General features: G+C 42.7%; 3 protein-coding genes. All 3 read right to left on the bottom strand.

Annotation, left to right across the window (positions count from 1 at the left end; translation table 11 throughout):
• The coding region (locus H735_RS30600; protein WP_162184044.1) for a transposase at positions 1 to 174 on the bottom strand (174 nt) is incomplete at its 3' end.
• 75 nt (positions 175 to 249) lie between these two features.
• A complete protein-coding gene (locus tag H735_RS29145) occupies positions 250 to 1,017 on the bottom strand; it encodes an IS4 family transposase (protein ID WP_420340957.1) in 768 nt (255 codons plus the stop codon).
• A gap of 14 nt (positions 1,018 to 1,031) precedes the next feature.
• Positions 1,032 to 1,283, bottom strand: a complete 252-nt coding sequence (locus H735_RS32170) for a transposase domain-containing protein (protein ID WP_020198158.1) — start codon at positions 1,281 to 1,283, stop codon at positions 1,032 to 1,034.
• Positions 1,284 to 1,378 lie beyond the last annotated feature (95 nt).

The following is a 1,378-nucleotide window of genomic DNA, read 5'->3' as shown; positions in this document are numbered from 1 at the left end:
GCAGCATTCCGCTTCAATAATATTCACGTTCTTCCATTCACATAGTTTTCTAAGTATCTCGCCTACTGCCCTTCGTTTCTCACCATAGAACACCTGCCTTCGGTACTTAGGTGCAAAAACCACATGATATTTACAGTTCCATCGTGTATACGCTAAGCTCTTTTCGCCCCTCATTGGGCCCCCCTTTCAATTCTTAATTAACTCTTGCAGTTGCCAGACCACAAGACGTTTTTATCAAATTGAAAGGGGTTATATAACTGACTCATAGCTGTAAGCTTTACGGAACCCCCAACCTAGCTGGGGGTTTTCTCTATACAATAAGATCTGTTTCATCTCACGATAACCGACTTCAATCTCCCAACGTTCACTATAAAGCTCCACCATATCAGTAGATGGGAAGCGAAGCGGGTTGACCATTGAGGTTAAAATTTGAATTGGCTTTCCATTCACTTTCTTGCTTACTAGCCTAGCTTCAATATGTTTAGGGAGCTCTGGGAATTTCTTGCGGGATTGAAGGCTAGTTTTGATACTCACCAGCTTATCTTGTTTACCTAAAGAACGTACTTCTTCATATACAGTTCCCTTTCTTAATGGCAGTAACCAATGTCGTTCTATACCAGATTTTGTCCACTTATCAAGTAAGCCAAGCGAGTAAAAGCCTTTATCAAACAGTGTAATAGAATGGTCTGGTGTTGAGTCGATAAGTTGTTCTGCTAGCTTCATCTCACTGACTTTCGTGCTATCAAATACGCCATTCACCAGCAGGTGGCTTGTTAATTCCATCTGACAAACCATTCTAACTTGAGGGCAGGTAGTTCCACTATGTTGATTACTTTTGGGTTCGAAGACTTCTATATTCTCCTTTGAATCTGGAGCGCGCCACATGACACCATCAACCCCAAGTAACGTTAAGCCGTGCCATGTTGGAGAGTTGGCTTCTGCGTTCCAGATTTCAGCCGTAGATGTAAACACTTGTTTAACCGCATCACTTCCTAGTCGTTGCTGAGCCTGTACCAAAGCACTAGGTGCAACTAATGGCCGGGTTGCATAAGCTGCATATTACTCGTTATGTCCCATACGGACTCGTCTCTGTAAAAAGCCATACCGAGCACAACCCATACCATCATATCTAAAGGAAGCCGACGCTTACGGATTGTTGCCATACCTGCCTGTTCTAGACATTGGTTGATAAATTCTGCAGGAAGGATATCGCTCAACTTTCCTAGTGATTCAGAGTCTGGAATGAAGTCATTGGCGAGTGATAGGGCTTTAGTCAGTTGCATAAAAAAATCCGATAGACATGGTCTATCGGATTTTTACACACTGGTGGGACCGTTCAATTGATCGGTCTATTAATTTCTTAACTGATCGGCATTAC

Source organism: Vibrio owensii CAIM 1854 = LMG 25443, assembly GCF_000817815.1.
In the GTDB taxonomy this organism is placed as follows: domain Bacteria; phylum Pseudomonadota; class Gammaproteobacteria; order Enterobacterales; family Vibrionaceae; genus Vibrio; species Vibrio owensii.
The sequence above is the reverse complement of the archived record's forward strand: the minus strand, read 5'-3'. Positions and strand labels throughout refer to the sequence as shown.